The 25581-nt window shown below is 44.8% G+C and carries 16 protein-coding genes; 5 read left to right on the forward strand and 11 right to left on the reverse strand.

Annotated elements, in window-relative coordinates; genetic code table 11:
* The first annotated feature begins 248 nt into the window (after window positions 1–248).
* The 4 genes from ACFW2W_RS21730 to ACFW2W_RS21745 all read left to right on the forward strand — a co-directional run bounded on the left by ACFW2W_RS21730 (window position 249) and on the right by ACFW2W_RS21745 (window position 10968).
* Window positions 249–1022, forward strand: coding sequence for a DUF928 domain-containing protein (locus tag ACFW2W_RS21730; protein WP_378183134.1), 774 nt, complete (start codon window positions 249–251; stop codon window positions 1020–1022).
* Between the two features lie 362 nt (window positions 1023–1384).
* Window positions 1385–6988: a PAS domain S-box protein gene (locus ACFW2W_RS21735; RefSeq protein ID WP_378183138.1), complete on the forward strand. Its 5604-nt coding sequence runs from the start codon at window positions 1385–1387 to the stop codon at window positions 6986–6988.
* Between the two features lie 8 nt (window positions 6989–6996).
* The gene (locus ACFW2W_RS21740; RefSeq protein ID WP_378183141.1) at window positions 6997–8970 is read left to right on the forward strand and encodes an adenylate/guanylate cyclase domain-containing protein; all 1974 of its coding nucleotides are present in this window, start codon (window positions 6997–6999) and stop codon (window positions 8968–8970) included.
* A gap of 15 nt (window positions 8971–8985) precedes the next feature.
* Complete coding sequence (locus ACFW2W_RS21745) at window positions 8986–10968, forward strand: diguanylate cyclase domain-containing protein (protein WP_378183144.1); 1983 nt, start codon at window positions 8986–8988, stop codon at window positions 10966–10968.
* Between the two features lie 216 nt (window positions 10969–11184).
* Here ACFW2W_RS21745 and ACFW2W_RS21750 read toward each other — a convergent pair whose 3' ends face one another.
* From ACFW2W_RS21750 to ACFW2W_RS21795, 10 genes are all read right to left on the reverse strand, one after another.
* Window positions 11185–12711: a GH3 auxin-responsive promoter family protein gene (locus ACFW2W_RS21750; protein WP_378183147.1), complete on the reverse strand. Its 1527-nt coding sequence runs from the start codon at window positions 12709–12711 to the stop codon at window positions 11185–11187.
* 125 nt (window positions 12712–12836) lie between these two features.
* Window positions 12837–13445 carry an acyl transferase gene (locus ACFW2W_RS21755; protein WP_378183150.1) on the reverse strand — a complete coding sequence of 203 codons (609 nt, stop codon included), beginning with the start codon at window positions 13443–13445 and terminating at the stop codon, window positions 12837–12839.
* Between the two features lie 51 nt (window positions 13446–13496).
* Complete coding sequence (locus tag ACFW2W_RS21760) at window positions 13497–14225, reverse strand: sterol desaturase family protein (RefSeq protein ID WP_378183153.1); 729 nt, start codon at window positions 14223–14225, stop codon at window positions 13497–13499.
* Window positions 14226–14548: 323 nt separating this feature from the next.
* Window positions 14549–15571 carry a Rieske 2Fe-2S domain-containing protein gene (locus ACFW2W_RS21765; RefSeq protein WP_378183156.1) on the reverse strand — a complete coding sequence of 341 codons (1023 nt, stop codon included), beginning with the start codon at window positions 15569–15571 and terminating at the stop codon, window positions 14549–14551.
* A gap of 55 nt (window positions 15572–15626) precedes the next feature.
* Window positions 15627–15926: a 2Fe-2S iron-sulfur cluster-binding protein gene (locus ACFW2W_RS21770; protein ID WP_378183159.1), complete on the reverse strand. Its 300-nt coding sequence runs from the start codon at window positions 15924–15926 to the stop codon at window positions 15627–15629.
* A gap of 345 nt (window positions 15927–16271) precedes the next feature.
* Window positions 16272–17321, reverse strand: coding sequence for a Rieske 2Fe-2S domain-containing protein (locus ACFW2W_RS21775; RefSeq protein ID WP_378183162.1), 1050 nt, complete (start codon window positions 17319–17321; stop codon window positions 16272–16274).
* Window positions 17322–17388: 67 nt separating this feature from the next.
* Window positions 17389–18621, reverse strand: coding sequence for a P-aminobenzoate N-oxygenase AurF (locus ACFW2W_RS21780; RefSeq protein ID WP_378183165.1), 1233 nt, complete (start codon window positions 18619–18621; stop codon window positions 17389–17391).
* Window positions 18622–18777: 156 nt separating this feature from the next.
* Window positions 18778–19695 (reverse strand): ferritin-like domain-containing protein, encoded by a 918-nt coding sequence (locus ACFW2W_RS21785; protein ID WP_378183168.1) that lies wholly within the window; start codon window positions 19693–19695, stop codon window positions 18778–18780.
* Complete coding sequence (locus ACFW2W_RS21790) at window positions 19692–20540, reverse strand: SDR family oxidoreductase (protein WP_378183171.1); 849 nt, start codon at window positions 20538–20540, stop codon at window positions 19692–19694. Before ACFW2W_RS21790 ends, ACFW2W_RS21785 begins: the two co-directional genes overlap by 4 nt.
* Window positions 20537–21679 carry a Rieske 2Fe-2S domain-containing protein gene (locus tag ACFW2W_RS21795; protein ID WP_378183174.1) on the reverse strand — a complete coding sequence of 381 codons (1143 nt, stop codon included), beginning with the start codon at window positions 21677–21679 and terminating at the stop codon, window positions 20537–20539. Before ACFW2W_RS21795 ends, ACFW2W_RS21790 begins: the two co-directional genes overlap by 4 nt.
* Before the next feature lie 553 nt (window positions 21680–22232).
* On the opposite strand from ACFW2W_RS21795, the gene ACFW2W_RS21800 reads away from it, so the two are divergent.
* Window positions 22233–23702, forward strand: coding sequence for a hypothetical protein (locus tag ACFW2W_RS21800; protein WP_378183177.1), 1470 nt, complete (start codon window positions 22233–22235; stop codon window positions 23700–23702).
* Window positions 23703–23934: 232 nt separating this feature from the next.
* On the opposite strand, the gene ACFW2W_RS21805 is transcribed toward ACFW2W_RS21800, so the two are convergent.
* Window positions 23935–25566 carry a cyclic peptide export ABC transporter gene (locus ACFW2W_RS21805; protein WP_378183180.1) on the reverse strand — a complete coding sequence of 544 codons (1632 nt, stop codon included), beginning with the start codon at window positions 25564–25566 and terminating at the stop codon, window positions 23935–23937.
* Window positions 25567–25581: the final 15 nt, after the last annotated feature.

Genomic DNA, 25581 nt, shown 5'->3' on the forward strand with positions numbered 1-25581 from the left:
CTTTCGCTCCCATAAAGCCAACAGAGAGTTACCCAAATGTCTCAAGAGTTCATATCTGTGTGAAACTACGGAAATTTTGGGTTGTAAATAGCCAAATAGCATAGAAATTATAAAAGTCCATAAACATGATTACTGTTCTCGGAGGAGCTTTTTACAACAAGTAAGTATTTTCACGGAAGAAATCTACGTCTTATCCAGTAATAATTAAGTATAAACTCAGTAAAATCCTTTTTTTAGGATGTAAGAAAATGACACAGCAAAAATATTTTAGCGCTCTAACGCTAGTTGCATTTTTTCTATCACTAGGACTCATTATTGTTCCTAGCTTTTTAACCAAAGTGAGCGCCCAATCTGAGCCGGTTAACCAATCTCAAACTCTACCCGGTACTTCGATAGTTCGCGTAACTTTTGAGCCTCCAGGAAGTGGACAACCAGATGACACGGCAGGAGGTGCATCTCGTGGCGATGAATGTTCTCAAGCGGTAATCGCTATCGGTGGATGTGTTACTCCGCTGGTGCCAGCAACTACAACCAGGTTAACAATAGCAGAGCATCCAACATTCTTGGTTTATGTACCTCCAACTTCTGCTAAGGAAATATTTTTTGGATTAATAGACGAAAATAATAATTTTCATTACCAAGCAAAAATCCCGATTTCTAGTCAAGAAGGCATTCTTAGTTTCAAACTCCCGGATAATGCGCCACCTCTAGAAATTGACAAGAACTATCGGTGGACTTTTATCATCGTTGGCGAACAAGGACTCAGACCTGGTATCCCAGGCGTACAAGGAGAAATTCGACGAGTTAGACTCACCTCCGAGCTAATGAGCCAGATCCAGAATCAACCTCTACTAGAGCGTGCTGCTGTGTATGGAAAAAATGGGCTTTGGTACGATACCGTAGCTAGCTTAGCTGAAGCTAGACGCTTAGAGCCGAGTGAAGCAACCTTGGCTTCAACGTGGCAGGAATTGTTAAACTCGGTTGGGCTACAAGCGATCGCAACCAAGCCACTTTTAAACTAGGGTAAAGGAATGGAGATGAAAATTGAAAGTTTTGAGGATTTAACCTGAAAGACTATCCAAAACTCCTGAAACATGAATAAAAATCGTAGGTTGGGTAGAGTGTAAGCGAAACCCAACAAAGCCACTTTTAAACTAGGGTAACGGGTAAAGGAATGGAGATGAAAATTGAAAGTTTTGAGGATTTAAGCTGAAAGACTATCCAAAACTCCTGAAACATGAATAAAAATCGTAGGTTGGATAGAGTGTAAGCGAAACCCAACAAAGCCACTTTTAAACTAGGGTAACGGGTAAAGGGGAAGGGGCAAAGAAGCCTTTCCCCTTTTCCCTTTCCCCCTTCACCTTATTTTTGATACTAAAAATTAATGGTACAAAAACTTAAAAAGCAAATTTGGCAATGGCGCGGGCTACTGATTACAGTTCCTATTGTGGCTTGCACAGTCATTGCTACAAGTTCTTTAGGCTTACTGCAAATATTTGACTGGGCTATATTGGATCAATTTTTTCGCTGGCGACCTCCCGAACCAATCGATCCGCGTATTGTAATTATTACTATTGATGAATCAGATATCGGAAAAGTAGGACGATGGCCTATTTCTGATGCTGTGTTAGCTGAAGCGATCGCGAAACTAAAAATTCAGCAACCCAGAGCCATTGGCTTGGATATTTACCGAGATTTGCCAGTCCCCCCCAGTCATCAAGCACTGGTTAAAGTATTTGAATCTACGCCTAACCTAGTGGGTGTCGAAAAAGCGGTAGGAAATCCGGTTGCACCACCCCCAACGTTGAATCGTCTGAACCAAGTGGGACTCGCCGATTTGGTGTTAGATGCAGATGGCAAAGTACGTCGAGGGTTGCTGTCTGTCAGAACATCCGATGGTAAAACCCACCTGAGCTTAGGCGCAAAGCTGGCTTTAATGTATCTGGAAAAAGAAGGGATTGTCCTCAAGAGCGTTGGTGCCAATAAATTGCGATTAGGTAAAGCTGTATTTGCCCCATTTACGGGAAATGAAGGCGGTTACGTTCGTGCCAATTCTGGTGGCTACCAGATTTTGTTGAACTACCGGGGGATGTTAGAAAATTTCTCCACCGTATCGCTGACGGATGTTCTAGAGAACCGCATCCCGCCGAATATTTTACGCGATCGCATTGTCTTAATCGGCGCAATCGGCTCTAGCTTCAATGACCTTTCCTTCACCCCTTATAGTAGTAGTCTCTTTGCAACTCCCAAACGATTACCGGGCGTAGTCATTCATGCCAATTTAACCAGTCAAATTTTGAGTGCTGCTTTAGATGGTCGTCCTTTCATCCATGTTTGGTCTGAACCAAAAGAAGCCTTATGGATTTTGGTTTGGTGTTTGATTGGCGGTGGAGTGAGTTGGACGTTACTTAGCTTCAACCCCTTCAGAAATAATCTTGCTGCCAGATGGATCGTCTATGGGGTTAGCATTTGCCTAATCGGGGGAATTCTCACGGGTGGCAGTTACCTAGCTTTTTTAGCAAGCTGGTGGCTACCTGTCGTTTCCCCGCTAATCGCCATGACTGGCTCTGCCATTGCGCTTATCGCTTATCGCAGTCTGGAATACCAGCACATAGCCAACTTGGAGCGCAAACAAGCCTTATCCGCGCTGCGGGAAAGTGAAGCGAAGTTTCGCCATCTCGCGGAAAATGTACCGGGTGTCATTTATCGATACATACTTCATCCAGACGGCAGCCTTGAGTTTACCTACATGAGTTCTGGCGCTCGTGAAATCTATGGATATGAACCAGAAGCGATCGTCCAAAATCCTCAAATTGCTTGGGACGCGGTGCATCCCGATGACCTGCCTTTGCTAAATGAAACCATCCTGGTTTCTGCTAGAGACTTGCAGCCTTGGTACTGGGAAGGTCGCATTACCTCGCCTTCCGGTCACTTGAAATGGGTGCAAGCCACTTCCCGCCCAGAAAAGCAAGCCAACGGCGATATTATTTGGGATGGCTTGCTGGTTGACATCACCTCGCGCAAGCAAGCAGAACATCTGCTAGCCGACTACAACCGTACTTTAGAAAGCCAAGTACAAGAGCGCACTGCTAAACTAGCCCAAACCAATGCCCAGCTAGAGCAGGAGATTGCCGAACGCAAGCAGGTAGAAGCAGCCTTGCATCAGAATGACGAACGAATGCAGGCGCTTTTGAGCGCGATTCCCGATGCAATGTTCCGGCACCGAATAGACGGCACTTATTTAGACGTAAAAACAGGCGAAGAAGCCTTGCTGATGCCGCCTGAAGCTTTAATTGGCAGAAACTTACGGGATTTACCGATGTCCGAACAGGTTAAAAATGACCTGCTGGAGCGTTTTCGGGTAGCAGTTGAAACCGGAGAGCGACAAACCTACGAACACGACTTGGAAAAACCCGATGGCATTCACAACTACGAGGCACGCATTGTGAAAAGCGGTGCTGATGAAGTGGTTTGTATCGTGCGGGATGTCACAGAACGCAAGCTTGCAGAAGTTGCCTTACAAGAAAGCGAAGAACGCTATCGTTCAGTCGTGACAACGATGGCAGAGGGCATTGTTTTGCAAGATAGGAGCGGCGTTATCCGCACCTGTAACGCTAGTGCTAAACGAATTCTCGGCTTGTCCCGCAAGCAAATAATGGGGCGATCTTCTATCGATCCCATCTGGCAAGCCATTCGTGAAGATGGTTCGCCCTTTCCAGGGGAGGAGCATCCGGCAATGGTGACGCTACGAACTGGTGAACCTTGCTCTGATGTAGTGATGGGAGTTTACAAGCCAGATGGTAGCTTAACCTGGATTTCTATTAACGCCCAACCTCTATTTCGGGCTGGCGAATCTCTGCCGTATGCAGTGGTATCTTCATTCGCGAATATTACGGCTCGCAAACAGGCAGAACTCGCCTTAAAAGAAAGCGAAGCCCGTTTTCATGGGTTCATGGATAACAGCCCAGCGGCTTCTTGGATCACGGATGAAAATGGGCGAATTGTTTTCTTCAGCAAAACCTACTCCCAGATGTTCCAAATCCCAGAAGGCTATGTAGTTGGCAAAACTGTAACACAGCTTTATGCTGATGAATTCGCGCAACAGTATCTGCAAAACATTCGGAAAGTCATCCAAACGAATCAGTCAGTAGAGGCGATCGAACAAGCTCCCAGACAGGACGGCACAATCGGGGATTTTCTGGTGTACAAGTTTCCGCTGGCGAACCTCTCTGGAGAACGCCTTGTAGGAGGTGTGGCGATTGACATCACCGAGCGCAAACGTGCAGAGCAAGCGCTCAAAGAGAGCAACGAACGTTTTCTGCTAGCGGCATCGGCAATTAAAGGATATGTTTACGACTGGGATCTGAAGCAGGATATGGTTCTGCGGACGCAGGGACTCTATGAAACGAGCGGATACCGTCCCGAAGAAGCTGGACTAACGGGTAAGTGGTGGGTTGAGCGCGTCCATCCGGAGGATTTGCCGCAGGTTTCGCTAACGTTTTCCGAGGCGATCGCTAGTCAAAATGATTATATGTTTGAATATCGGTTCCGTCACCGAGAAGATCGCTACACTCATGTGTTGGATTATGGGGTGGTTGTGCGAGATGCAGACGGACAAGCACTTCGAGTCGTCGGTCATGCCATCGATATTAGCGATCGCAAACGCATAGAAGAAGCTTTACGGGAGAACGAAGCTCGCTTGCGGGGTCTTGCCGATAACCTTCCCGGCGCGGTTTTCACCTACATTTACTATGCCGAGGGCAGACATTTTCTAGACTACATCAGCGAAGGGTGTGGCGAACTTTTAGGTATTTCCGCTCAAGAGGCGATGGGGAATTTCTCAGTCCTCCTAGATCGATACTACTCAGAAGACCTCCCTGGTTACAACGCCGCTCTAAAACTCAGCCTCAACAATTTAACGCCTTTCTATTATGAGTGGCGCTATCTCCACCCAGATGGTAGCACTCGTTGGCTGGCAGCCAGCTCTCGTCCGGAATCCCAAGCTGCTGGCAGCATAATTTGGCGGGGGGTACTTTTGGATATTAGCGATCGCAAAATTGCTGAAGAAGCTCTCCGACAGCAACAAGAGTTCCTGCGAAAGGTAATTGATAATGACCCCAACAGTATTTTTGTGAAAGACTGGGAAGGACGGTTTGTGCTACTTAACAAAGCTGCTGCCAAGCTCTACAACACGACTGTAGAAGAACTGGTGGGTAAACGGGATGTAGACTTTCATCCATTCTTAGAGGATGTTGAGCATTTCCTCGAAGAAACCCGCTCTATCATTGAAACGGGTCAACCCTTATTTGTTCCCGAAGAAAAAGTGACAGGCGCAAGTAACCAGGATAAATGGTTTCAATGGCAAAAAATTCCTCTGCATCCACCTGCAAGCGTTCAAGTCTGCGTTTTGGGAATCGGAGTCGATATTACCACTCGTAAAATAGTAGAAGCTGAACTTGAACGAGCCAAAGAAGCCGCTGAGGCTGCTAACCGCGCCAAAAGCATCTTTCTCGCCAACATGAGTCACGAACTCCGAACCCCCCTCAACGCCATCTTAGGCTTTTCCCACCTCATGAGTCGTGCCCCTAATCTTTCAACAGAACAGCAAGAAAATCTCAGTATCATTCGTCGCAGTGGAGAACACCTGCTTACACTGATTAACCAAGTCCTCGATCTCTCCAAAATTGAAGCTGGACGCATGACGCTCAATGAAAATAACTTCGACCTCTACAGCTTGCTAAATGATGTCGAAGCGATGTTTTCTTTGAAAGCTAAAGAAAAGGGCTTAAACCTAAAATTTGACTGTGCTACCAATGTTCCCCAATACCTCCGCACTGATGAAGTCAAGTTGCGTCAAGTGCTAATTAACCTGCTGGGTAACGCCGTTAAATTTACCGCTTCCGGAACGGTATTAGTTAAAGTGAAACAGGGGATAACAAATTCCGAATCCCCTTCTATTTCTCCCCTTTCCTCAATTATCTTTGAAGTTTCAGATACGGGAGCCGGTATTGCTACCGACGAACTCGACAAGGTATTCAAACCTTTCGTGCAAACAGCAGCCGGTCAACAAGTGCAAGAAGGAACTGGCTTAGGATTGACAATTAGCCGTCAATTTGTCCATTTAATGGGAGGTGAAATGACCCTCATCAGTGGCGGCAAAGCTTTCACCCCCGGAACTCCTATTAGGGAATTTAATGACAACACAAGCACGTTATTTCCACAAGGTACAACATTCAAATTTGACATTCAAGCGAGTATTATAACTGCAAGCGAGATTGCAATCCCGCTCCAAAACCGCCGGATCATTGCACTCGCTCCCCAGCAACCTCGCTATCAAATGCTTATCGCAGATGATAGCGATTTTAATCGCCAATTGCTGCTCAAACTCCTCCAGCCCCTTGGCTTTGAATTACACGAAGCTTCTAATGGGAAAGAGGCATTAGACATCTGGGAACGTAGTTCACCTCATTTAGTTTGGATGGATATACGAATGCCGATAATGGACGGCTATGAAGCCACTAAACAGATTAGAAAGCTGGAGCATCAGAAACCTTCATTTCAGAAGAGATTACCAAATTCTCGTACCGCGATTATTGCTCTGACCGCCAGCTCCTTAAATGAAGATAAAGCAGCTGTTATTGAAGCTGGCTGTGATGACTTTATCCGCAAGCCTTTCCGAGAAGAAGATATTTTTAATGCTGTCCAGAGACATTTAGGTGTCTCCTTTACTTATGAGGAAATTACTGCTGCATCTGAAAAAAAATTACCGGAACCGCTATCCTTAAATACCGCCGATCTTGCTGATTTACCTAAGGATTGGTTAGAAAATTTAGCTCAGGCTCTTGTTGAGGGTGATTTAGAAATAATCACTACACTAATTGAGCAAGTGCATCCACAAAATGAAATATTGTCAAAAGCTCTAATGGCATTGGCTAATCAATACGAGTTTGAGCAATTATTGACCTTAATTCAATCTGTAAATGGCTGATAATCCCAATGGAAGCGCCTATATCTAAAACTAATATATTGGTAGTTGATGATAATCCTGCAAATTTAAAACTGCTCTTTCAAATGTTATCTCAACATGGGTATAAAGTGCGGGTTGCGCTCAGCGGTAAACTCGCAATCAGCTCTTGCAATTCAAATCCTCCTGACTTGATGTTGCTCGATGTTAATATGCCAGAAATGAATGGATATGAAGTTTGCAAATATCTAAAAGCTTCAGAGAATACTCGCGAGATCCCGGTTATTTTTATTAGTGCTTTAGATGAAACGATTAACAAAATAAACGCTTTTACAGTTGGTGGAGTTGACTATATCACAAAACCTTTTGAATCTTTAGAAGTTTTAGCACGAATTGAGAATCAGCTACGCATTCGCGAACTAAAACTGCAACTAACAGAGCAAAATAAATTACTGCAAAAACACCTAGAATCACGGCGACAAGCAGAAGTTGAACTCCGTCTTTTATTAGCAACAACTCAAGCAATTAGTCGCAAAAATGACGTTCATTCTGTGTTAAAAGCTGTATTGCACTTAGTTGGCATGACAATTCAATGGGATTATGGCGAAGCTTGGTTGCCCACTGAAGATAATAATATCTTAGAATGCAGTCAAAATTGGTCTTCTAGCCACGCTAGTTTTTTAGATTTTAAAAATAAAAGTATAACAGTTACCTTGGCTCCTAATCTTGGGTTGCCCGGTAAAATATTTGTTTCTAAAAAGCCAGAATGGGAACAAGATATTCTACAAGTAAAAGATTCCTTAATTCTACACGAGCAAATAGTAACTGCTGGTTTAGTCTCTGCTTTTGGAGTTCCAATTATATTAAACGAACGAGTATTAGCGATTCTAGTTTTTTATAAAAAGACTTCAGTTCCTATGAATTTACATACAATTAATTTAGTAACCGCAGTGGCTACCCAATTAGGTCCTTTGATTCATCACAAGCAAACTGAAGAAATCCTCAGAATTACTCAAGAACGTTACCACAGTATTGTTGAAAATGCAGTAGAAGGAATTTATCAAACTACACCTTCTGGGCGTTATTTGAGCGCCAATTTAGCACTAACGAAGATTTATGGTTATGAATCTCCAGAAGAATTGATAACCAGTATTCAAAATATTGAACGCCAACTTTATGTTAACTCGAATCGACGGCGCGAATTTATAGAGGAAATGGAATCTAATCATGCTGTAATTGGATTTGAGTCTCAAGTTTTCCGCAAGGATGGGACAATTATTTGTATTTCTGAAAACGCGCGTGCAGTCCGCGATTCTAAGGGAAAAATTCTCTACTACGAAGGAACTGTTTCTGATATTACAGCGCAAAAACTCGCTCAAAAACAAACCGAAGAACTCTTATTAAATATATTGCCTAAACCAATTGCTGAGCGCTTACAAAAAAATCAGCAAGTTATTGCCGATAGTTTTTCTGATGTTAGTGTTTTATTTGCTGATTTAGTAGGATTTACTAATTTTGCATCCAGAAAGACTCCAACTGAACTTGTAGAAATTCTCAATCAAATTTTTAGTGAATTTGACCAGTTGTCTAAACAACATGGTCTAGAAAAAATAAAAACAATTGGGGATGCCTATATGGTAGTAGGAGGACTACCAATACCGAGATCGGATCATGCCTCATCAATTGCCCAAATGGGACTGGATATGCAAAATTTTATAGCTAGATTCAATACGGAAATTAATGAAAGCTTCCGTCTCCGTATAGGGATTAATATTGGGCCTGTAGTCGCTGGAGTAATTGGTTTAACCAAATTTAGCTATGACTTATGGGGAGATACAGTGAATGTGGCTTCCCGGATGGAGTCAAGTGGGATTCCTGGTCAGACTCAGGTAACGGCTGCCGTTTACGAACGTTTAAAGGAACGGTTTCTTTTCCAAGAACGAGGGACTATTTTAATAAAAGGTAAGGGGGAGATGATGACTTATCTTCTTCTCGGTCAAAAATAACTATAAAACCACTTTATGCATCGGCGTCAAGATTTGACATTAAAAGAAAAAATACTGGTAGTTGACGATACACCAGCAAATGTTAGTTTGTTAACTCAAATTTTGTCAACTCATGGATATAAAGTGCGTGTTGCACTGAGTGGTAAGCTAGCGCTGCAATCGGTTCAGGCAAGCCCTGCCGATTTGATTTTGCTTGATATCAAAATGCCGGACATGGATGGGTATGAAGTTTGCCGACAATTGAAAGCCTCAGACCAAACCTGTAGCATCCCGGTTATTTTCATCAGTGCTTTGGATGCAGCCTTTGATAAGGTGAATGCTTTTACAGTAGGGGGAGTAGATTTCATCACAAAACCGATTGAGCCACTTGAGGTTTTGGTGCGAATTGAACATCAATTGCGGCTGCGTCGGTTTCAGTTGCAGCTGCAAACTCAGAATACACAGTTACAACTCTTACTGACTACGACTCAAGCAATTAGTTCTGCTGCTGATGTAGAAGAAGCATTAGAAGTGATTTTGAGCAATATTTGTCAAAACCTCGGTTGGGAGCTGGGTGAAGCGTGGATGCCTTCCTCGGAGGGGACTTTACTTGAATATCGTCGATGTTGGTACGGGGACGTCCGTTTTGATAAATTTCGACGCCAGAGTGAGGCGTTTCGCTTTGCTCTGGGGGAGGGATTGGCGGGACGAGTTTGGGTGTCCCAACAAGTGGAATGGATTGCAGACATGACGCAGGAGAACTCGACCGTTGTTGTTCGCGCTCAAATTGCCGCACAAATGGGACTTAAAGGGATCTTAGGAATTCCGATTACATTCGACCATCAAGTGCTGGCAGTTTTGATATTTTTCCATAAACAGGAAATGAAACCGGATGAGCGATCGCTCCAACTCGTTAATGCAGTCGCTACCCAATTAGGGTCGATGATTCAGCGCAAAAAAACAGAGGAAGTGCTGCGACAACAGGCAGCACAGGAACGGCTAATTGCCGAAGTTACTCAACAAATTCGCCAATCGCTGAATTTAGACGAGATTCTGGATGTAACAGTCAACAACATTCGACACTGTTTGCTTTCGGATCGGGTGGCTATCTACCAGTTCGGAGCTAACGGTAACGGCACCTTCGTGGCAGAATCAGTCGGTAAAAACTACCCTCAAATGTTAGGACAAACTGCGAATCCATTTTGGATGCAAGAATGTTTTAGCGCTTTTTCTCAGGGATTACCGATAGTTTTGTACGACATTGAAAAGTTTAATTTTACAGCCGATGCGATTGAGTTTTTACAACGCTATCAGGTCAAAGCTGCTGTAGCAATGCCGGTTTTGAAAGAAGATCGTCTGTGGGGGTTACTGATTGCTCACCAGTGTGCTGCTCCTCGTGAGTGGCAGGCATTTGAAGTGAATTTATTGCATCAGTTGGCAAATCAGGTGGCGATCGCGATTCATCAATCCCAACTCTACCAATATGTGCAGTCTGCCAATCGGGAACTCCGGCAACTCGCTAACCTAGACGGCTTAACTCAGATTGCGAATCGTCGCCGATTTGATGAGTGTCTGAATACTAATTGGAAGCGCCTAAAACGCGAACAAGCGCCGCTGTCTTTGATTTTGTTAGATGTAGATTTTTTCAAACGCTACAACGATGCTTACGGTCATCTGGCAGGGGATGATTGTTTGCGCCAGGTGGCTAGTGCGATTAAAAGTGTTGTCCGGCGTCCAGCAGATTTAGTCGCGCGATATGGTGGGGAGGAATTTGCCGTAATTCTGCCCAATACTGATATCCAAGGAGCTGTTTTCGTAGCGGAGGCGATTCGACAGGCAATCAGTAACTTGGCGATTCCCCACAGCCAGTCTAATGTGTGCGGCTATGTAACTGTCAGTTTAGGCGTAGCTGGTAGTGTACCCAATTTAAAATTGTCGCCGCAACATCTGATTAATGCGGCTGATGCAGCACTTTATGCAGCCAAAAGAGAGGGGCGCGATCGCGTAGCGCATGTATAAGTACTCGGTTTTTCCTCTCTTTGTATGGACTCGCCGCACATCACCACATCTGAGGGCAACCACAGGGGGATTGCCCCTACAAAACGCTATATGTATAAGCTTTGCGTAAGTCCTGTTTGTATGGAACTACTGACTCAAAATATTTAGAGAAGATGTCAGTTCTGGTGAAATTGTTAGCGCTTCGGAACCGATAATAAGTCAGCGAAAACAACTGTTCTAAGAGACTTTTTCTAGCTCGGCGAGCAATTCTTCCTCAAGGGGTGCGATCGCTAACAGGGGATGTTTTAAGTCTCCCCATTTCTTGCCAGCTCTCATCCCGTATAGGGTGAGAATTTCCGGGATTTGTCTTGACACCAACACCCGCGCCGGAGACAACTGTCCTAAGAGTCGAGCTTGGCGATAGTGGTGCGATCGCATCAAAGCATCATCTAATCGTTGCGCGATCGCATCAGGTGACTCCTTGGCTGTATCGAGCAAAAGGATATAACGATCCACTGGCTTTCTGGAAGGCACCAAACTTTTGAAAAACGTTCCTTCTAGCGCCAAATCCTCAATGACAGAGCGCACGAACTCAGAATGCAGCTTCTCACCCACCAGATCGCTTGTCGCCTGATTTCTTCCCAAAAATTCCAGACATGGCGTTCCTTTATAAAAGTGGCTGACGCGCACGCGATCGCCAATTCGGTAGCGGTACAATCCCCCTTTCTGAGAAATAATTATCTCGTAGTCAATCCCCGCCACAATCTCGTGGAGTCGGTGAATTTTCCCGTCTCCATCCTCCAACTCAAAGAACACCTCATCGAGCATCGGGACGCATCCCTGTGCCTCGATCAGGGGAATTGTCATCGGTGCTTCGGTAGCGAGAAGTCCTTTTCCCTGCACCATGACACCGGGAAAGAGCGATCGCAAAAACCCTGCACCATCCGCCGCATTAGCACTATCCCAGCAAGAAATTAGCTTCAATTCTTGCCAAAGCAGCGTCCACGGAATCTCTGGCTCTAAGAGAAGTTTAGAACGTTTAGCTGACATTTTGTTTTTGAGTTCTTTCCACAATCGCACCCGATGCGTCTGGATGTAGTCGAGTTGTACGCGGAGGAAACTCGGACTCCAAATTGAGATAACTTCCAGATTTTCTTCGAGTAAAAGCGCTTGGGAAAGTTTATCTTTGAATTCCTCTGCATTGCGAAGGCGATTCAATCCCGGAGGAGAAACCAGAAAGGGACGAAGAAATAACATTAACCATTCGTCCAGATACTCCGAATCATCCTCCAATCCGGCTGGAATGCTATTTGTACTTGCAGCATCAAGCCGGGGAGAGATGCAGAAGTATATCTTACCAGTAGAAAACCCTGGGCCATGCTGAATCAGGTCATGCGCCCAAACACAGAACATCTGGTTAAAGGTAGCTCGAAGAGATTTCGTGTAAGGAATCAACTTTGCTACTCCGCTACTTCCGGAAGTCTTCTCGTAAAAGAGAATAGATTCTGGCGTCAGGATTGGCTGCTGGGTTGTCTTCTGCCTGTCGATCCACTCTTTAAGGTTGTCGTAGTTGACAATCGGAATGCGATGCCAATCTGCAACCGAGTGTATGCCCAAAAATTTGCCATACTCGCTTTTAGCAAGGTGGCATACAATTTCCTCCTGAACAGATTGCTGCGTTCTTTGGGGATTTTCTAGTGCTTGAAAGAAGCGATTGGCGTAAGGAGAAAGAAGTTGTCCGAAAAGCTTGACAAAAGGGCGCATTATATCAAATCTGTTTGGATGATCATTTGGAACCTCACCCCCAACCCCTCTCCGAAAAGCGGAGAGGGGAGCCGGAAGTAAACAGAGGAGCCGGAGGCGGGGTGTTAGTTTTCTTCGGTTGGATATTACTTGAATTTTTTGTTGGGATAAATGTGTGTAGCAACAGGAACGTAGGTTCCTTCCTCAACTACAACTCCGGGGCCAATGTGGTTCCAGGCTCCTAGGAAGACGTTGCTGCCAATTTTCACCTTCTTGACATACAGCATCAAGTCGTGTTTTCTGGGTTTGATAATGTGGGAGTAGATGCCAATCCCGTGACCGAAAACTGCGCGATCGCCTATCTCGATTAATCCGCGATCGGCAATTTCTAACTGCGGTGTCCAGTAGACGCCTTTACCAACCTTGGCTCCCCACAGTCTCAGCCATAAGGAAAAAGCACCGGGAATCAGGCGTAACAACGTTTCTAGCGCTGGAAACGCAATGTAAATAACTTGGATTTGGTAACTTCCCCACCAGGGTGAATACTCTTTGCTGCCTAGATAGCTGATACCTTCCTCGACTGGGTAAAAACGCTCGTGGATGCGATACACCAAGAGGGGAAACCCGTACAGAGAAAGGAAAAAAGCCGAGATGCTAAAGATTCCTGGTGAAACGCATATCCAGAGGAAGGACGCGATCGCTATCAGGATAACTAAGGCGGGAAAACAAGAGAGGATTATGCTGAAGAAAGTCATAGTCAAATTAAAAATGCAAAATTAAAAAATTGGGTTCTTCATTTTTAATTTTTAATTCTTCCAAGGCCATACTAGCTTTTGAGTTAAGGTGAGGTTGATTTTGACACCCAAAGAATCAGGGAAGCGATCGCTTTTGTAATACGTTCCGTGCATCCGATCCCAAAGCTTAAAATTCGCTCCGTAGTTACCGCAAACTGAGCTGCTCGCATGGTGCCAAGCATGATCTTGGGGTACTATCAGCAAAGTCGATAGCCAGCGATACAGCCAGGAGTTTGGTATCGGAGTTATGGTGCTGTGACGCCACAAGTCTAGAGCTGAGCTAAGACTAACACCGGCGATGTACCAAGTGGGATCTTGCAGCAGATAAATAAATAGAGCGTGAACCCACAAGTAAATAATCAAAAAACTCGTCCACAGAGTATTTCTGGAAGTAGACAAGACATTCATTTCCGTGCTGGTATGATGAACTACGTGGAGACGCCAGAGCCACCGACTATGTAGCAGGCGATGGTTCCAGTAGTAGATGTAATCCACAAACACGAAGCTCAGAAAGAATGCCACAACTGGAGGCACAAGCAAGGCGCGATCGCTTGGTAAAAGATAGTGGCAAAGTTGGTAGACCACTGTGAGCTGAAGAATCGGGATGAGAACACCCTGAAAAAATAGACCAACAGCATCTAAAATCCAGTCCTCGTAGGTTCTCGTTTGCAAAGCAGCAAAACTGCGGTCATTTGCCACAGTCAGTGTCATTAAGATCGCAAAAGTGAAGAATACTCCCATCGCTAATAGCTCAATTTAGGGAATGTTGCCTGATATTGAATTCGTTTGAATCGTCATCATTTAGAACCTCACCCCCAACCCCTCTCCGTTAACGGAGAGGGGGGAAGGAAGGCGGGGAGAGGTTCTTCTGTAATTGGGTGTCATCAACCGAATTTGATATGATTTCCGAAGAAAGTCACTTACTTTCTAATAGTTCCCAATCCAAAATCCAAAATCCTTAGTGCGATCGGTTATTCGCCACCTAGATTTTGACTTCTCCCCCTTCCCTCGCAGGGAAGGGGGTTAGGGGGTTAGGTCATTTAAAACCAAAATCCAAAATCGAATTAAACCCAGAAGGTTACTTGAACAGACTGATCGCAGAGAGTTCTAGGATCTTCTCCTGCTTCAATCTTGCTCCGAATAGATTCAACCAGGACGTGGATTGTGTCAGCTGGTGTATTGGCAAACTGGGTACCGTACTTTTCAATTACCTCCTGTTGGATACCAAGCGCCTCCACATCCTGGTGGATAATATATTGGGCAGTCCAGCGAACAAACGGACGCGCCATCTTGTTCCAAATGCCGTAGTTAAAAGTTACGTCGGTATAAACGAGAGTAGAGTCCTCCGCTTCCGGAATCGATTGGCTAGTAATAAAAAGCCTTCTTTTGGTTGCCATATCGTATTCCACGCTGGTAACGTTGGGCATATGAAAGCTATCCGTGTGCCGGATCTCGTAACCTTTCCGATTCAGAAAGCAGGTGTACCAGCCGAGGTTTGTCGTTTCGTTGCGGTATTCTGCGAAAACTGAGCCATTTCGCCTCTCAACCGTCATTTCCAGCTTTTGCTTGCGAGAAGTGCGGAATACCCCAGGATGAACCGAGGCGGTGTGAGGAATGTCAATAAAGTTTTCCGCACAGTTGGTAACGTTGTTCCGGAAACGGTTGATGACTCGCACCGTCTCCCATCCAGGCTTTCCGTAGTAAGGCATTTTAAAAGGCTCAAACTCCTCACTCGGCTTTTCCGCCAGCCTCACATACACGTAGCCATCCTGCTCTCTAGTGTCATAATGCTTAGTGCGACGAGCATGAGTCGCCTTAAAGTCTTCTCCCTCGGCGGGGACAGCCACCACCTTCCCAGTTTTGTCGTAAACCCAACCGTGGTAAGGACACTGGAGTGTTCCCCGACAGACTTTTCCTTTAGAGAGACGGCTGTTTCTGTGCATACAGCGATCGCGCAACGCCACCGGCTTTCCGTCGTCTCCTCGAAAAACTGCCAGCCATTCCCCCAAAACCGTGCGTTCTAGCACAGTATTCGGCTTCAGATGTTCGCTGAGTGCCACAACATACCAGAAATCTTCAAATTTCACTAATCCTCCGCAATAAATTAAAAATTAAGAATAAGAAATAGAAGATTTTTTGGCTTCATTCTTCATTATCAAAAGCAGCAATTTCAATGTCGCTGCTGAGATCCAACTGACAAGCTAACCTCACTTGATTATTTCCTGACGCTAGAGTTTCCAATACCTCTTTTTCATCTTCACTGGGAGGAGGAATATTACCTTTTACAACTACAAGACACGTCCCACAAATTCCGGTACGGCATCCAAAGAGTACCGGAGAATTTTGTACCGTCAGATGCTCCGAAAGATTAGAGTGCTTCTCCAGGGTTAGGGTAGAATAATCAGTCCCTGGAAACGAGACGACACAGCATTGCTCATTCATATTTAATTAAAAACTTGTAATTAAAAATCCAGCAACAAAAAACTTTTGTTAAAGATTTCAAAACTCATTCAATTTGTAGGTTGGGTTGAACAAAGTGAAACCCAACGCTTGCCGATTGCTGACAATGTTGGGTTTCGTGCCTCAACCCAACCTACACCTCTTCTTCCTCTTTCTTCGCGTACTTTGCGTCCTTGGCGGTTCGTAAAAAAATCTTATTCAATTTGTAGGTTGGGTTGAACAAAGTGAAACCCAACGCTTGCCGATTGCTGACAATGTTGGGTTTCGTGCCTCAACCCAACCTACACATAGAGCATTTTTTTCATTACTAAAATAGAACTTTTATATCTATTTTGTATTATTAAACTCCTTAGACCATACAGAAAGTTCAAGTTGATTCACATAATGCATATACTTAACTAATGGCGTATCAATACTCAGAATTGCAATGGGATTATAGCGAATATTGTCATAAATTTGTCCATCTTCCCCTTTCAAAGCATAATATCCCAGTCGAGTGAATAAAAGTAATAGTTGCGTCACCAACCACCCAAACATTCCTTTTCTTTTCTCTGCTACATAAATCGGTTGGATGCGGGTTCTTCCAAGTGCAACCGGAGTATAGGCATAAATCATGTGCAGTGAAGGAAGAAGCCGAACATTCTTCATCATAGTCAAAAGTCCCATGCAGCCATCGGCATACCTCATAGAATACTCATAAGTATCGCCGAGAATTTTTCGTCCAAGCCGTTCTCTACGAGTAGTTTTAGGAAACTCGCCTTGAAGAGTAAAATCTATCACATTGCCAGATTGATTCTGACGCAATGATAGATTCATATTGATGTCTACTTTGTGAACAGTTTGCAAATGTTGAGCATCAATGCCATTCATCATACAAATGTGATGATGACAACTCCGCTCAAATGCTTTGTCGTGTATTGTTACAATTGATTTGCCTTTAAGTTCATCAAATTCTGCCACACCTTCCGGTGCTTTTGAATCTGGATACACCCAAATAAAATCGTATTTTTCATCAGTAGCGTAAGATTGAAGGCGAGCTTTTTCGGGTATTGCTGATTGGCAAGGAATATCTTGACAATTCCCTTCTCCATCAAATGCCCAATGATGGAAAAAACAGCGCATAAGATTTCCATCCACTCGCCCAATTCCTAAATCGGTTCCTAGGTGAGGACAATAAGCATCTAAAGCGCGAACTTTTCCATCTTGTCCGCGAAAGATAACAATTTTTTGTCCGCAGATTTCCAAAGATTTTGCCTTACCTTGAGGAACTTCTCGGCTAGGACAAGCAATATACCAGCCTTTGGCAACAACATCCCAATTATTAAATATTTTCATTTTTAATAGGGGTTGCGTGTTTTGATTTTGGAACTGGTTCATATCAAAAATTAGAAAGTATGCACTGTTATTTGTCAAGTCAGTAATAGGGAATAGCTAATGGTTTTTTCTAGCCCCAATTACCTATTGCCTTATTTTGAGTAGCAAGGTATTGAGGAATAGAATTAGCAGCCATGATGGACATTTGCCGGTTACTTACCCAAGCGTAGTCAACTTTTTCGAGGTAAACTTTGTATGACTCCATCGCTTCTGTACGGGTTTTGTAGCTATGGTGCAGTCCTTCGGATTCCTCGGTGAAGCACAGTCGCATCATTTCTTTGGCATCGCGATCGCTCATTTCAAAAATAGGCGATCGCAATACCTCGTAAATTGCCGAATAGAGGGCGGGGTCGTACCAAAAAATCCCGTTAATCGCGACTGAAAAGTGATAGTGATCTCGCTGACAGCCGCTTATCCCCAAGTTTGCCACTAGCTTCTCGAAAGCGGTTGGCGGTTTCAGGCACTTCACCACATCATGGGAGAGAATCGTAGAGCTGTTAAAGTGAAAGCTCTCATCCATGAAGTGATAAAAGGAAATTTTTGAGGGAATCGGGGCGTTTTCTGGGTTGGGATGCTTTTGGTAGTAGTTGCTAAGCTTATGCTGCACTAATTTACCGTTTAGCGTCCGGATACCCCGAACAGTGAAGTATTGGCAGGCGAGAAAAGTATTCCCTGCTGACAGCATTCCAAAGCTTTGCAGTTGGAGCTTTTTCCACCACGTCTTGAGGGCGTTGGTGTCAGCAAAAATCATTGTTTCTGCAAACGGCCCGCGCATGGGATAGCTGAAGACGCGCTTGCCAAAAAGCTGTGCTTCCACCTCGCTAGAGACTTTTCTGAAGGCGCTGATATGTGCCCTTTCCTGAGCAGATTCTAAGTCGAGCGTATCGCAAACTAGGCGGAAGTCCTCCTGGGCGTAAAGTCCAGCGGCGCTAGTCTGATTAAAGTAAATCGTGGCAATTTCTGCGGAAACGATCTGCGAATAGTAAGCCACCCAGTATAGTTGGTTTAAGATTATCCTTTGACTTGGGCTAGCTTGTTCCCACAGCGGAGTTCCGTAGAGTAACGAAAATTCTTCCGGGTTCCAATACTCATCTTTGCAGTCTTCATATCGGAAAGATGCGGCGGCTTCATCGAGCAGTTGGGTATGATCTTGCTGTTTATTGCGCGTGTGGTTGATCTGAAGCTTGCGGTAGACTTTCTGGTTTTCTAGAAGCGTATTGCCTTTGGGTTCGTTAATCTGAAGTTGCTGATAAACCTTCGGGTTTTCTAGAAGCGTGTTGTCATTAATTGTTTCATTCATCATCAAATTACCTTAAAGACCTAACCCCCCAGCCCCCTTCCCTACGAGGGAAGGGGGAGCCGGATGTTGCTTTGTGCTGTTTGTCCACTTCCCGCTGTTTCTCCCCTCCTCTGGTAGGGAAGGGGTTGGGGGAGAGGTTTCTTCGTTCAAAAGCTGAGTTCATACGCATTTTTGTGCGGGGAAAGGCTGAAACGCCCCCCGATCTTCTAGTTCTTGAACGATAATTCCCGCTGCTTCTCCCCGCATCAGGGAACGCAGGAGATTGAGACGAGTTCCGCTATGAATTTCTGTGTCGAGTTCCTCGAAGATGCTTACCTTCTGCTGGCGGGACAAATGACCCTTCACTTGCTCGATGGCGGAAACGACGCTCTGAGGTCCTACCCGAACCATCTGCAAAAATAGGGCTAGGGTTTCGATGATGGTTGCTCGGCTTGCTTGGGAGACGGACATCTGGTTGAACAGAGTGACTCCGGTGCCGTGGTGACGGCTCTCGTCTTGCAAAAATCCTTCAAATAGCGAACTCAACTGAGGATTCAGGCAGTCTTTGGCGAGGTTTCTATAATGGCTCAGTCCCCAACCCTCTAGCACTATCTGAAGCACAAATAGCAGGACTGTTTTATCCTGGGTTTCCACCAAATCTGCCAGGAAGCGCAAGAAAGGGTCTTCCGTCCCCACGAGGTCTTTTTCAGGCAAAAAGCGACTAATCTGGGCAAGGTGAGCCACTTCGTCGGAGCTGAAGAGTGCGTAAAGCATCCGCTCCTCAGTGGTTTCTGCCAGCAGCACCATTTTTGCCATGTAACCGACTCCAGCTTTTTCGATGAAATAGGCTTCTTCTATGAGTCCGCCACTGCAAAGGCGCAGGATTTCTCCTTGCTCTTGTTGGCTGGAATCTTGGAAAACCTGCACCTTCTCAAGATTGAAATGAGCGGCGTCCCAATAGCGATCGCTCATAAATTCTGGGGAAACAGGATCGTTACCCAGCCGACTCTTCAAGGCTGAGGAGAGTACGCGACGCAGCTTGTCGTCAGATTGGATGTGGGGTAAATCGAAGCCTGCTGTTTTTTGGTATTGATTCATCGGCTTTTGCTCCCGATAAACAGCCGTCGATAGATCATTTTTGATAAAGGCAGGCGCAATCTATCTGGCAAGATTTGTTGATAAATATGGGTAAAATGGGCGTCCCAACCGACCCGAAATCGAAGGAAGCGATCGCTTGCTTCGGCAATGTCTGCAACCCGTTTGGCGACAAGAAGCGTATTATCCTGAGCCGTTGATATAATTTGCTGATTCAGCCTGCGATAGTTGTCCGTCTGAATTCGATAAGTTTCAGAGTTTCCTTCCCCCCAGCTCATATTCTTGCCATTGTTCGTCGTCTTGCTGGCTCCAGGTTCTACCAAGGCGACACGAACCCCGTGGGACTCAAGCTCGTAATAAAGACTCTCTGCCAAGCCTTCCAAAGCATACTTGCTGGCACAATGAGCCGAGGTTAAGGGAAAGCCAGTGAAGCCGAAAGTGGAGGAGATAAAAATTAGGGTTCCCTGCGCTTCCCGAATCAACGGAAGCAAAGCGCGAGTCAGGAACACCGCACCGAAGAAATTCACCTCAAATTGACGGCGGATTTGCTCCTCGCTAAGATCCTCCAAAGCGCCGTAGAACCTGTAGCCTGCATTATTTACCAAACAATCCAGCCGACCTTTTTTCCGAACTGCTTCAACTACGGCATCTCGTTGGCTGGGTTCGGTAATTTCTAGACTCAGAATAGTCAGGCGATCTCTATACTTTTCTAACGACTCTGCGAGGATCTCCCGTCGCTGTTGTGCGTTCCGCATCGTACCGATGACGTGCCAACCTCGCTTGAGAAACTCATCAACCATACCCCGACCGAAGCCGGACGAACAGCCTGCGATCAATACAGACTTCATCTCGCCTCCGTGGTTAGGGAGGAAGAGGGAGTGCTGGATGGCACAGCAGAGATCCCTAGCTCAGGGCGGGCACAAGACCCGCCCCTACCGCTGCTTTCCGGTTCGTCCGGCAAAGCCATCTGCCAAGTTCCCCAGGCGATCGCTTTCTGTTTCTCGACGTGCTGAATGAACTGGATAATCGACTTGTCCTCTTTAGTTGGAGTCTGAAAGTCAAACTTAATCGTTTGGAAAACTTGGGTATCTCCTTTAGCAAAATAATTTCCCACCATCTTCGTCAGCCAAAGCACGATTCGGTTAAAGATCCAGCCGAGAACACCGGGACGCTTCTTAGTAATTAATAAAGTCTGTCCTTCAGTTTTTCCGGCTTCGGTGAGGCGAAGGGCAAACATGATGTAGAAGTGCAGGAAGTCTGGCCCAACGGTTACTGTGCCAGTGCTGCCGTACCAATAGCACATACTATAAGTGACTTCATTTTTGTATAAGGGGCGGATTAGTTTTACAAACAGGGAATCTTCCCCTCCCCGCGTGGTGTTGCTGAAGGCGATCGCGTTTTCGTCGATTTCCTGCTTCTCAAACACAATTTTGAGCGGCAGATTGTGAACGGTATTGAAGTGTTGGGCGTCGATAGCGTTGATCATCACCACGTTGGGGTGACAGTTCTTCACGAAGCGAGACGCGATCGCCCCGTCGCATTCTTCGTCTTTGAGTTCCGGCGGACACGGCAAAGGCTGTCGTGGCGTTTCTCCCGTCCAAACCCATACCATCCCGTACTTTTCCGCCGTGGGCCAACTTTGCACCTTAGCTGGAAGCGGCTTTTCCAAACACGGAATATCGATACATTTTCCCGCTTGGTCATACTTCCAGTTGTGGAAAAAACAGCGAATTCCGTTGCCTTCGACTTTTCCTTCGGCAAGGTGTGCGCCCATGTGGGGGCAATATGCATCGAGAGCGATCGCTTTCCCGTCCTCACCCCGATAAATCGCCAGTTCCCTCCCCAAAAGGGTTACAGGCTTAACCTCCCCCACCTTAAGATTGCGAGAAGCGATCGCCCAATACCACCCCTCAATGAAACGATCGGGATTGTTAAAAGTCTTGGTTTTCCGAAGAGAATGAGACGCTTGCAAATTAAAATTCACCATAACTTATATACTAATAGCGTTCAAAATTTCCTACCTGAGTGAATATGCCGATCCAGAAAGCTTGACACAGGGAACTTTTCCCACATCCATCCCACCCTAAAATCAGTTTGGGGCTACTATTTCTCTCTTACACTAAGAATTTGCCAACTTCTAGCATCTATAACTTAATTTAGTAAATTTTTGTTTTAATTCAATTTATGCAATCTTTTATTTATCAACCACTAAAAATTTGTTCAACCTTTAGCGGGTTTTATAGCAATCTACGTTTAGCATTGCAAATTGAAAAAATAAGCGGTTTTCCATTGCCTAAAAGTCTTAAGCGAAAAAAAACAGGACTTACGCAAAGCTTATACATATAGCGTTCTTGTCGGTTCAATCCCCCTGTGGTTGCCCTCAGATGTGGTGATGTTGCGTAAGTCCTGAAAAATATAAAATAATTACAAATCCAATACTTCTTATAGACTCTTCTTCCCTCTTCTCTCTTCTTTCTTTCCTTCGTGTACTTCGCGCCTTCGCGGTTCCTAAAAAAATACAACTTACTTAGCATTACCCTATGCAAGATCGCTCATTCCTAAAAAACTCTTTAGGTTCAAAAAGAATAGCCGAAAACGTATATAAACGTGCCCAACGAAACGTACCTGCTTACAAACAATTTTTAGAAACCCAAGGAACTAAAGCGCAAGTTCCATTTAACCAGCTACCTTTGTCAGACAAAAAATCCTACGCCTTAGTTTATTCATTTGAGGAATTGTTGGCATATGATGCCGATAAAATTTATGCGATCGCTCGTTCTTCCGGTTCATCCGGAAACTCCTTCTATTGGCCTATTTTAAAATCAACCAGCCGTTTTGTCGGTCTTAAAACCCGAATATTTCTGGAACGAACCTTTGCGGTACACCAGAAAAAAACATTAGCAATTGTCGGACTTAGCTTAGGAAGTTCTCTAGGAGGAGTGTCTTTTTCCGGCGCGTTAAATAATATGGCAGCGAATACGCCTTATCCTTTTTGGGTATTTTGTCCGGGCGTCCAGCACGATGATATTATCGAGATGATCTGCAAGATGAACCCATTCGTGGATCAGATTATTTTATTTATTGTACCATCCGCGATCGCGCATCTTCATCTAAAGGCAAATGAATTCAAGCGATCGCTGCCATTGGAAAAATTAAGATACATCGTAATTGGTGAACCTTTTCCAGAAAGTATCCGCAATTCTTTGCAAAATCGTGCGGGGATAGCAGAAGATACTCCATTTATGTTTTCCATGTACGCCAGCGCCGATACAGGAGGACTTGGAACTGAATCTCTAGCTTCTGTCGCCTTACGAAAATTGCTTTATCGCAACCAGACACTTGCTAATTCGCTAGGTATAAAATCTCCAATTCCTCACTTCTTTCATTTTATTGCTTCTAACACTTTTGTGGAAGTTGTTGATGGTCACTTTTGCGTGACCCGTTGGCAAGGAATTCCGCTAGTGCGCTACATTCTCTACGATCTTGTTGATTTATATAGTTGGCGGAAATTAAGAAAAGCAATTCTTACCTCAGATAACCTAGATTCTCAGGATGAAGCTTTAGTCCAGATTATTGCAAAATCTAGCGCTTGGCTTCCGGATATTTTAGCAGTCACGGGTCGTTCGGATAGTTGTTTAATTCTTTTAGGTACTAATCTTACGGAATATATGTTAGACGAAGCGGTAAAATGCGAAGAACTACACGATATTCTCACCGGACTATACCGCGCCCGAATTGTTTACGAAGAAGACCAACAGTATCTAGAATTCAAGCTGGAACTTCGGCAAGGTGTCACACCCGATGAAGCAGTAAGCGGTAGCGTCTATTACTCTTTAGTGAAAATTTTGGGGCGAGTTCAGCCTGAATTTCTTGATGATTGGAAGCGTGTTTTTAGCGCTTGGGATAACGTTCCTGGTAAGCGTATTTTGCAGCTTAATTTCTTACCTTGGCCCGCTTTATCTCAGGCAACGGAAAAAGCTATAAAACAACGAGGAATAGTCAGTCCTTAATTGCTATCGTTTCTCGTCCCCAGTTAGTGTAGGTTGGGTTGAGGTACGAAACCCAACAAAACCTAACTCTTTGTTGGGTTTCGTACCTCAACCCAACCTACCAGCTGTAAACGAGGATAAAGGATGCTTCTCTCGGTTGGTTTACGAGAAGGGTTGGAGTGAGGTTCTGGATAGAAAGTCATGTTTTTACTTGCATTAAAATCAACCCATTACCCGCCTCAAAAAAGTAGTATTAATAATGCAAATCCTTATCATATTCCACTTTCCCGTAGTCTAATTTCACAATCCTATCGGCAACTTCAAAATATCGGTCATCATGACTAACAACCAGAACAGTTTTACCTCTACTTTTTAACTCTGGTAACAGTTGAGTGTAAAAAACTTCTTTGAATACAGGGTCTTGGTCTGACGCCCATTCATCAAATATATAAATAGGACGATCTTCCAAATACGCCGTTAATAAAGCAAGGCGTTTACGCTGTCCTTGCGATAAAGCAGTAGTGGAAAGAACACCATCTTTTACCTGCACTTTATGGTCTAATTCCAGCTTTTCTAGGTACTTTTGGGTTCGGTTAGTCAATGCTGGAGTGTCTAATCCTAAAAGACGATCGAAGAGATAGAAATCAGAGAAAACGACTGAAAACTGCTGACGATACCAGTCGCGATTTTTATCCGTAATCGGCTTATTGTCAAACTTAATTTCTCCCGATTCCGGGATATATAGCCCAACCAGCAGCTTCACAAGAGTAGATTTGCCACTGCCATTACCACCAACAATAAACACTAATTCTCCAGGATTAAAAGTTAGGTCAAGCGGTCCTAAAATGAAGCGATGTTCTTCCCGTTCCCCACGGTAAGCATGAGTTACACCCACTAATTCTAAAGACTGCCAGTCTAGCTTTGAATCAATAGGAAGCGTTAACTCCGGCTCAGTTCTTTGGGCTACTAAAGATAAGCCAAGCGATTCAATCTTATCTAAAGCAACGTTAGCTCTGCTTAAATCGGGAAGGCTGTTTAAAAGACCGCGCAACGGAGTAATCATAAAGATGATCGTTAAGGCATAGCCGGATAGAACAGAAACAGGGATATTTCTTAGCAGGGGTAAACCAAAAATCAGCAACCCAATGGGAACGAAGAACAACAGTAGCCCCCAACTTGCAGCAAAAGCGAAAATACTCATCGCCGCAACTCGATAATGGCGCGAAGACGCAGCGGCTGACTGGAGGTCTTGGGAGAGAAAAGCTTGGCGTCTAGAGTGGTGCAGCTTGAGTTCCTTAGTCCCCTCCGTGGTAGTCCGGAAATGCTCGTATAACCTGTCTTGCACTTCACGGGAAAGTTTGAAAGAATCCCTGCCTTTAGTCACCAGTAGAGTGTGACTAAAGATTCCCAACACCATGAAGCCCAGGATGAAAAAGAAGACAGGCACAGATAGCCAGCTCAAATAGAGCAGGCACGCTACTAAAATGGCGACATTTACAAACAGTCCGGAAACGGAAATAGAGGCACTAGAAATTGCCTCAATATCTTCTGTGAGGGTAGCTAGAAGCCGGGAGGAACCTATTTCTTCTAGGTGACGCAAGGGGCAAGCCAGGATGCGTTGGTTTAAGAGCATTCGCAGATTGAAGATGACCTCCTCTGCTAACCGGGCAATCAGCACTTGAGAAGCAGTCGTAGTCACAAACATAAGCAAGCACAAACCAACAAAGCTCCAAGCAAGGGTATTTGTTGGTAATGGAATATCTCTTAATGTGAGGTTAATTAAGGCAATTAGACCTGCACTGCTACCACCGCTGAGAAGACCCGTCAATGCAGCCAGAATGACTGTTACCCAAGAATTGTTGAGGAGAAGGCGGATCAGCTTCATGTAATAACACCCCAG

Source organism: Coleofasciculus sp. H7-2 (assembly GCF_042747725.1).
Taxonomy (GTDB): domain Bacteria; phylum Cyanobacteriota; class Cyanobacteriia; order Cyanobacteriales; family FACHB-T130; genus FACHB-T130.